Below are 8,467 nucleotides of genomic sequence, written 5' to 3'. Positions count from 1 at the left end.
CGCCCCCTTACAGCTAATCCGGTCTAGAGAAACGACCAGTAGTGTTAATCCGCAATACCCCTGGAGAGCTATTCGCAGCTACGGGAAGGTTATCTCTCCCCACTCCCCCACCTCACGAAGTAGGTGGGGGTCATTGAAGGAGTTTATGGTGGTAATTTGTTTGTTACTATAGCAGAGGATTTTAATAACTGTGTACACACAAGCCCCCTTGGGTTAAATTGGTAATACAGGGAGAATCCGACCAAGGCGCGTTTTTCCGAGATTGATTAGATCACCCTCCCTCGGATTGTGCCACTAACGGACAGACGGGGGGGATAATTTAGAGTATTTAAGATCGGGAGAGTTTGCGGAATAATTTATACATTTCCGGGAGTCTATTATAGACGGCGGAAATTTTCAGCCAAAGTTTATTGGGGATGGCGGGATAACCGGAGACAATGGCTTTAGGGGGGACATCTTTGTGGAGACCGGATTTGGCGGTTGCGATCGCACCCTCCCCAATTGTAACCCGATTGGCCACCCCCACTTGTCCGGCTAATAACACTTGATTGCCCACCGTAACTTTCCCAGAGAGTCCCACTTGGGAAGAAATAGCGCAATTTTGCCCCACCGTACACCCATGAGCAATCTGTACTAAATTATCAATCTTGGTATTATAGCCAATGCGGGTTTCTCCCAAAGCGGGACGGTCTATGGTGGTATTTGACCCAATATCCACTTGATCTTCTAACACCACTCGTCCCATCTGTTCCATCTTCACCCACCCTTCCGTCGGACTAGGGACAAACCCAAACCCTTCTGAGCCGATCGCCGCCCCAGCATGGATGATACAATTTTTGCCAATAATAGTATGTTCCTCAATGGTACAATTGGCATGAATTACAGTATTGTCGCCCACCTCCACCTCCGGATAAATGGTCACATTGGGAAACAAACAAACCCCATCCCCAATCACCGCATTGCGCTGAATGACCACATTGGCCCCAATTGACACCGCTTTCCCTAACTGTACCGTCTCATCAATCACGGCTGTAGGATGAACTTGCGGGGCTGGGCGATAGGGTTGATAAAATAACTGAGTCACCCGAGCAAATAGTAAACGAGGTTCTGTGCTGCCTATCCATGCTATTCCCCGGTGAGAGGCTTCCTGCTGTAACCCCTCATCCAACGGCAAAATTAAAGCACTCCCTTGGGTTTGTTGTAGCATTTCTTGGGGAGTCTGCACCACTTTCGCAAACGTTTCTCCCTCAATATAAGACAATTGTCCTGCGATCGCAGCCTCCACCGCAGCCAGACCCTCAATCTCAGGGTTACAATCAGGATGGGTTGCCAAACTAGAAGTTTGCACCCATTCAGGCTTCAATTGCTGCAAAATTTCACTAAATTTCATCACGGATAACCATTAACAATGACAATTAATCTACAAAAAGGACAAAAAATCTCCCTCGAAAAAGCCGCCCCTGGGCTGAAAGCCGCCTTTGTTGGGTTAGGCTGGGATGTGAGACAGACTGCCGGCCAAGACTTCGACCTAGATACCTCGGTTTTCCTCCTCAACGCCAATGATAAACTCCCCAATGAGCAATATTTCCTCTTTTACAATAACCTGAACAGTCCCGATCCCGATCAGTCCGTCAAACTAATGGGAGATAACCGAACCGGGGCCGGAGAAGGGGATGATGAGGGCATTATCCTCGATTTACGGAAAATTCCCCAAGATGTGCAAAAAGTGGTCTTTACCGTCACCATTTACGACGCAGAAAACCGCAAACACAACTTTGGTCAAGTGGAGAATGCCTTTGTACGTCTGCTGAATGTAGAAACCAAGGAGGAAGTCTTACGCTATGACTTAGATGAAGATTATTCCATTGAAACCGCCATGATCATGGCAGAATTATACCGTCAAGAAAGTGATTGGCGGATGAGTGCAATAGGCCAAGGGTATCAAGGAGGACTACAAGCCTTAGTTAACCGTTATCAATAGTTTGTTACGCCGCCCTCACCCCCTAACCCCCTCTCCCAAGTTGGGAGAGGGGGTTAGGGTGATTGAAATACTGCTTGCTATATGCGCAAGGACTTTCTATATTAGACAGGGAATTTCATTCCCTAGCGATTGGTAACTAAACACAAACATCTGAAGCCTTGCATTGAAAATCGGACCTTCTCCCCCATCTCCCCTTTGTGTCCTTTGTGTCTTTGTGGTTCAACCGTCAACTATAAACTCTCAACTATCAACTCTCAACTATAAACACATGAGCCAAAAATTAACCCCCAATCCGAGTTACAGTTTAACCATTCGCCTAGAATTACCCAACACCCCTGGAATGTTAGCCAATGTTACCCACGCCATTGCACTGGCCGAGGGGAATATCGGTCAAATTACCCTATTAGAACAAACGCGCAAAAAATCCTTACGAGAATTTGTCGTTGATGCCTCTAGTGAAGACCACGCAGAAGCCATTGTCAAGGCGATTAAAGCAGTAGAATTTGCCAAAGCGGTCCAAGTCTCAGACCGCACCTTTGATCTTCATAGAGGCGGCAAAATTGCCATAGAGAGTCGCATTGGTTTAAAGGTGTCCTCGAATTTAGCCATGGCTTATACCCCAGGGGTGGGACGCATTTCTAAAGCCATTGCCGAAGACCCAGAATTGGTCTTTTCGCTCACTTGTAAGAGTAATATGGTGGCCATTGTCTCCGATGGGAGCGCGGTGCTAGGACTGGGGAATTTGGGGGCAGAAGGGGCATTACCCGTGATGGAAGGGAAGGCCATCTTATTTAAGGAATTTGGCGGCATTAATGCCTTCCCCATTTGCTTGGCCACCCAAGATACCGAGGAAATTATTAATACAGTGAAATATCTCTCCCCGGTGTTTGGCGGGGTTAATTTAGAAGATATTGGCGCACCTCGATGTTTTGAAATTGAAAAACGGTTACGGGAGGAGTTGGATATTCCCGTGTTTCACGATGACCAACATGGGACGGCCATTGTCACCCTAGCGGCTCTCTATAATGCCCTGAAACTGGTGAAAAAGTCCATTGACGAGGTGAAAATTATCTTTAATGGGGCCGGGGCGGCAGGAATTGCCATTGCTCGTTTATTGCGCCAAGCGGGGGCGAAAAACCTTTGGCTGTGTGACTCTCAGGGCATTATCTCCACCCAGCGCGATAATTTAACCCCGCAAAAACAAGAATTTGCTGTCGAAGCCCATGGGTCCTTAGCGGATGCGGTAAAAGAGGCGGATGTGTTTATTGGGGTGAGTGTGCCAGGGGTACTCACTCCGGAGATGGTGAAAACTATGGCCACTGATCCCATTGTCTTTGCTATGGCCAACCCTATCCCGGAAATTCAGCCGGAGTTAGTCGAGGATGAGGTGGCGGTTATTGCTACAGGCCGCAGTGACTACGCTAATCAAATTAACAATGTTTTAGCGTTTCCTGGGATATTCCGAGGGGCGTTAGACTCTCGGGCCAGAGAAATTACGCCGAATATGTGCCAAAAGGCGGCCAGTGCTATTGCTTCTCTGATTCCTCCTCACCATCTTAGCCCAGAAGATATTATTCCTTCGGTCTTTGATGAACGGGTGGCCACTGCGGTGGCCGCTGCGGTGCAACAAGCGGCGAGACAAGATGGGGTGGCGAGAGCTTGAGAGGGGGGGGTGAAGGCAGAGGGCAGAGGGCAGAGGGCAGAGGGCAGAGGGGAGATTTTTGGCGTAGGGGCAATTCATGAATTGCCCCTACAGTTTGTGTCTGGTTTTAGCCGACGACGGAGAGCATTCCCTGTTTGAGGGCAAAAATCTTCTCAATGACTTGCTCAACGGCTTTATCAGGGGTTGATGCTCCTGATGTGACTCCCACCGTAATGGGGCCTTCGGGAAGCCAATGGGGTTTTACCTCGATATCCTTGTGTAAGGGTTTATGTTCGATGGAGTAGTCTTCCCGGATGCGATCGCTGCAATCAATATGATAAGAGGGAATCTTGTAATCAATGGCAATTTCTTGTAAATGGGTTGTATTGGAGGAATTAAACCCACCAATGACTACCATTAAGTCTAAATCCTTCTCCACTAAGTCAAACATAGCATCCTGACGCTCTTGAGTCGCATCACAGATGGTGTTAAAACTCATAAAATGTTGATTGAGATTAGCTGTGCCATATTTCTGCATCATCGTCTTCTCAAACAACTTACCAATAGCCTCGGTTTCACTCTTGAGCATGGTAGTTTGATTAGCAATCCCAATCTGTTCTAAATCCACATCGGGATCAAACCCCTGGGAATGAGCATTGGCAAATTTCTCTAAAAACTCCTGCTTATCACCCCCGTGGAGAATATAATTGCTGACGTATTCCGCCTCATCTAAATTCAGCACCACCAAATATTTCCGCGCAAAGGAACTGGTGGCCACTGTCTCCTCATGCTTATACTTACCGTGAATAATCGAAGTGTAATCCTGTTTCTTATGCTTCTCCACCGAATTCCACACTTTCGACACCCAAGGGCAAGTGGTGTCCACAATCGTACACTCTTTATCGTTGAGTAACTGCATCTCGGTCACACTCGCCCCAAAAGCGGGCAAAATGACCACATCACCCCCTCCAACGATAGAAAAGTCCTTCACCCCGTCTTCTACGGGAATAAAGCCCACATTCATCTCCCGGAGGCGTTGATTCACTCCAGGATTGTGGATAATTTCATTGGTGATCCAAATCCGTTCATCGGGGAAATGTTTGCGGGTTTCGTAGGCCATGGCCACGGCCCGTTCCACCCCCCAACAAAACCCAAAGGACTCGGCCAGATAGAGGGTGACATCACCCCGTTGTAAGCAATAGTTATTATTCCGCAGTTCTTGAATTAAGGAACTTTGATACTCGGTATTGAGGACCCCGGTGATCTCCTCCTGATGACCAAATCCCTTGCGGTGGTACTTGTCAGAGTGGTTCAGGGCGCGTTTAAAGGCTTTTGTATCCATAAGTAGGCTTAACTATCTCGCGTTTTGTTTTATTTTAAAGACTTGAGGGGCTTTCTTTCTCTCTGGCCTACGAGAGAGCATTGGGAGTTGATAGTTGATAGGGGAGATGGGGGAGATGGGGGAGATGGGGGAGATGGGGAAATTTCGAGACTTTTTAATCTGTCTTCTTCTTTGTGTCTTTTGTGTCTTTGTGGTTAACCCAACAATAAAAACCGTAGGGACGTTCCTAGAAACGTCCCTACGGTTAGTCTAATTCAGTTGTGCAACAACAGGCAGATTAAACTAGGCTGTTGCCATTAACTCGTGAATGCGGGGGGCTTTGCGGCGTAAACTGCGCAAGGCTTTTTTCTGTAACTGGCGGACTCGTTCGTGACTCATGCCACATTGACGACCAATTTCTTTAAAGCTCATTTTCTTCCCGGTATCAAACCCGAAACGCAGGGCTAAGATTTCCCGTTGACGGGCCGGTAAGGTTTTCATGAGTTCTTGGACTGTCGCTTGTAATTCGTCTTGGGCGACGTATTCCCCAGGGGAGATGGAGTCGTCGGCTAAGAGTTCCCCTAACTCGGTGTTGTCTTCTTCTTTGACTTGAGCGTTGAGACTGCGGGAGCGTGTCCGGTGGGCGGCTCGGCGGATTTTCCGGAGTTTGCTGGGGTTCATGTCCAGTCGCTCGGCGAGTTCGGCCTCATTGGGGGCGCGACCATGTTCAATGGTAAAGGTACGGGTTTCTTGTTTAACTTTATTGAGTTGTTCCGTAATATGTAGGGGAAGACGAATGGTGCGGCTCTGTTCTGCAATAGCTCGGGTAATCGCCTGACGAATCCACCAGTAGGCGTAGGTGGAGAATTTATACCCTCGTTCTGGGTCAAATTTATCTACGGCGCGGAATAAGCCTAAACTGCCTTCTTGAATTAGGTCTAAGAAAGATAAGCCCCGTCTTTGATATTTTTTGGCGATGGATACCACGAGTCGCAGGTTGGCTTCGACCATGTGTTGTCGAGCTTTTTGTCCCTCGCGGACAATGCGTTCCTCCTCTGGCGTTCGGTCTTCTTTTTCCATGAGGGGGAGCATGGCTTGGACTTTATTGGCTAATTCGACTTCTTGTTCTCGGCTTAATAAGGGGGTACGTCCGATATCTTGTAAATAAGCCTGAACTACGTCTTTACTCTGTTTAGCCATCTTTTGCAACTGCCTCCTTGCTGTTTGGTGAGTGTCTGTCCTGTTGTCGCTGGTAAGGGGGTTTGGTCTGAGTTAGGATAGCACTGCCAACCCCGTTAAGTTTCTGTTGTTTAGAACATTGTTAAGCGGTGACTTTCTCCTTCGACCAAACCCCATGTTCGTCTTCATCAAATCGGTCTTTAATGGTTTCCCATGCGGCTTGTTCGGCTTTTACTTCGTCTTGGGTTTCGTCGTACACCTTATTATAGCGTTCGAGGAAAACCTGCTGGGCTTGGTCGGAGAGGTGCGATCGCACGTTCGCGGACAAGTCTTCGGGTTTTTCGCACCGTCCTTCTTGGGGCCGGGGTAGCGGATTCTCGTTTACGTGAACTTCTTCGCCGCTCGCACTTTCCATCAAGAGACGGTAATCATTAGCTTTTTCTCTAGGCACTTCGGCCATGACGATGAATTCCCCGGCTTTTAAGCGGGTTTCATACACTGCGGCCTTTTCTTCGGGCATTCCTAATGTGGAGAGGGCGGAAGCCAGTCCGGCCCCTGCTCCTCCTGCGATCGCGCCTGTAGCTGCCCCTAATAAGACTGAACTAATCGGCCCAGCCGCTACAACAGAACCGACAAAGGGAATAAAGAGAACTCCCACTCCGGTAAATAAACTGAGCAGCGAACCAAACAACGACCCAAAGATCGCTCCGGTTCTTAAACCGCCTAAAATAACATCTTTTTTAGTAATAAATCCAGAAATCCGACTTTGGGATTGAAAGTCTTTCCCCAAGACCGAAATATGGTCTTGATCGACCCCCCGTTCAATTAAGCGACGCACTACGGCATCCACTTCTTCTTCGGTTTTAAAGATGGCGGAAATCGTATTCTCGGCGCGGTATTCGTTACTCATAGATTTTGCTCTAAAGACTCTCCATACGGGCTAAACTAGGAAAGGCAGGCAAACCTAGAATTGCCTAACCTTTTATAGATTTCTAGCGAGTCGCAACAGGGGTTTCAGACTGAACCCGGCTATTTTCGACGCTTTCCCCTTCAATGAAGGAACGCAACATCCAAGCCATTTCTTCGTGTTGTCCCATGAGTCCGGTTAAGAAATCAGCCGTCCCTTGGTCGTTGTAGCTTTCGTCACAACGCTCAATATGGGCCCGCAGGTTGCGGATAATTTGCTCATGGTCCACCACTAACCGGGCTACCATTTCGTGGGCATCAGGAAGATCACCTGGATGTTCTCTCAGGGTGGTGAGTTTCAGGAAACCAGCCGCAGTCCCGACGGGATATCCCCCTAATGCACGGATGCGTTCGGCAATCTCGTCAATATTAGCGGTGAGGGCGGTGTAATGTTCCTCCCAGAGTTGGTGTAGGGAACGGAATTGCGGCCCGACCACATCCCAATGATATTTTTTCGTTTTGATTAAGAGTAGATAAAAGTCTGATAAATCTGCGTTTAATAAATCAATAACTCCTTGTCGTTGTTCTTGAGTTAAGCCAATATTAATGGGTCGCATATTAAAGTAAAGTGTTCTCCTTGCTTCAGTTTCATTAGACCAAATTCTTGGGGGGAAAGCATCCCTCAGTTGAGGGAAGTTCCGGTAGAGGGGAGTTTGGGCTATCTAACCTTGGGAGTAAGTCTCATGGTTTTGAGTGATCTGACAAGGCTTCACCCCTTCCCCTTTCTTGGGGTTTAGATGATATTTTTGTCACTGGTTTCCGGTGTACTCCCGGCGAGTCCTACTGCTTTTCTGAGAAAGGTAATTTGTTCTTGAAATTCGAGTTGTTCAACTTTCGCCAAGAGCGTCCGCGCTTCAGCATCCATTTGGTACTCATCGGGCATGGGGACAATTTCTTCGGTTTCCATGCCTTGGGCTAAACGATACCAGAATAAGAGCTTACTGTTTTCACTAAATGCACCGTACTGGCGAGTAATGGCGGTATCTGCGCCTCGGACTAATTCCCGTTGTACCTCTAATTGGTCTTGATAGGAGAGGTCTTTCACTTGGTTGTAAAGTCCGTCTGCGATCGCAGGTTCAGCCGCCCCAGGGGCTGCGGGTGTAATTTGGCCCCCCATGTGGACATAGACTAACCATAATAATGCCAGTTTATCATCTGAACGGAGTTTCTCATAGGTGTCTAGCACTTCGTCGAGATCGAAGGTAAAGGGTGCAGTAACCATAAAATAATTATTTCGCGTGTCTTCAATATCACTCACCTCTCGGCAAGTTATTTGTATATTAAGAAATGTGAATTCGATATCCCACCTATACAAAGTGGGAAATGAAGGATTAGATGAGTCTAACAAGAGGAGGAGATGGGGGAGATGGGGGAGATG

8 protein-coding genes are annotated in these 8,467 nt (G+C 47.9%); 2 read left to right on the top strand and 6 right to left on the bottom strand.

Features of this window, described 5'->3' with window-relative positions:
- Positions 1-328: 328 nt before the first annotated feature.
- On the bottom strand, positions 329-1,390 hold the full coding sequence (lpxD, locus tag PN462_RS12265; protein WP_272128534.1) for a UDP-3-O-(3-hydroxymyristoyl)glucosamine N-acyltransferase: 1,062 nt from the start codon (positions 1,388-1,390) through the stop codon (positions 329-331).
- A gap of 18 nt (positions 1,391-1,408) precedes the next feature.
- On the opposite strand from lpxD, the gene PN462_RS12260 reads away from it, so the two are divergent.
- Both PN462_RS12260 and PN462_RS12255 read left to right on the top strand, forming a co-directional pair.
- The gene (locus PN462_RS12260) at positions 1,409-1,981 is read left to right on the top strand and encodes a TerD family protein (protein ID WP_272128533.1); all 573 of its coding nucleotides are present in this window, start codon (positions 1,409-1,411) and stop codon (positions 1,979-1,981) included.
- 268 nt (positions 1,982-2,249) lie between these two features.
- Positions 2,250-3,644: an NAD-dependent malic enzyme gene (locus tag PN462_RS12255; protein ID WP_272128532.1), complete on the top strand. Its 1,395-nt coding sequence runs from the start codon at positions 2,250-2,252 to the stop codon at positions 3,642-3,644.
- A 106-nt stretch (positions 3,645-3,750) separates the two neighbouring features.
- Here the strand turns inward: PN462_RS12255 and PN462_RS12250 are convergent, their stop codons facing one another.
- The 5 genes from PN462_RS12250 to PN462_RS12230 form a co-directional block, all read right to left on the bottom strand.
- Entirely contained in the window at positions 3,751-4,965 is a 1,215-nt protein-coding gene (locus tag PN462_RS12250) for a 4-hydroxy-3-methylbut-2-enyl diphosphate reductase (RefSeq protein WP_272128531.1), read from the bottom strand.
- Positions 4,966-5,247: 282 nt separating this feature from the next.
- Positions 5,248-6,144: a sigma-70 family RNA polymerase sigma factor gene (locus PN462_RS12245; RefSeq protein ID WP_272128530.1), complete on the bottom strand. Its 897-nt coding sequence runs from the start codon at positions 6,142-6,144 to the stop codon at positions 5,248-5,250.
- 121 nt (positions 6,145-6,265) lie between these two features.
- Entirely contained in the window at positions 6,266-7,033 is a 768-nt protein-coding gene (locus PN462_RS12240; protein ID WP_272128528.1) for a ChaB family protein, read from the bottom strand.
- Positions 7,034-7,115: 82 nt separating this feature from the next.
- Entirely contained in the window at positions 7,116-7,646 is a 531-nt protein-coding gene (locus PN462_RS12235) for a Dps family protein (RefSeq protein ID WP_272128527.1), read from the bottom strand.
- A 176-nt stretch (positions 7,647-7,822) separates the two neighbouring features.
- Positions 7,823-8,467 (bottom strand): orange carotenoid protein N-terminal domain-containing protein (locus PN462_RS12230; protein ID WP_272128526.1); only part of this gene is annotated, 645 nt, incomplete at its 5' end.

This window comes from Spirulina sp. CS-785/01 (assembly GCF_028330525.1).
Lineage (GTDB): Bacteria > Cyanobacteriota > Cyanobacteriia > Cyanobacteriales > Spirulinaceae > JAQMSD01.
Note: the sequence above shows the minus strand (reverse complement) of the source record. Positions and strands in the feature narration are given on the sequence as shown.

Bases quoted from the DNA above. Each gene is read 5' to 3' on its own strand.
- PN462_RS12235 (WP_272128527.1), bottom strand. From the start codon at position 7,646: ATGCGACCCATTAATATTGGCTTAACTCAAGAACAACGACAAGGAGTT.
- PN462_RS12255 (WP_272128532.1), top strand. From the start codon at position 2,250: ATGAGCCAAAAATTAACCCCCAATCCGAGTTACAGTTTAACCATTCGC.
- PN462_RS12260 (WP_272128533.1), top strand. From the start codon at position 1,409: ATGACAATTAATCTACAAAAAGGACAAAAAATCTCCCTCGAAAAAGCC.
- PN462_RS12245 (WP_272128530.1), bottom strand. From the start codon at position 6,144: ATGGCTAAACAGAGTAAAGACGTAGTTCAGGCTTATTTACAAGATATC.
- PN462_RS12240 (WP_272128528.1), bottom strand. From the start codon at position 7,033: ATGAGTAACGAATACCGCGCCGAGAATACGATTTCCGCCATCTTTAAA.
- PN462_RS12250 (WP_272128531.1), bottom strand. From the start codon at position 4,965: ATGGATACAAAAGCCTTTAAACGCGCCCTGAACCACTCTGACAAGTAC.
- lpxD (WP_272128534.1), bottom strand. From the start codon at position 1,390: ATGAAATTTAGTGAAATTTTGCAGCAATTGAAGCCTGAATGGGTGCAA.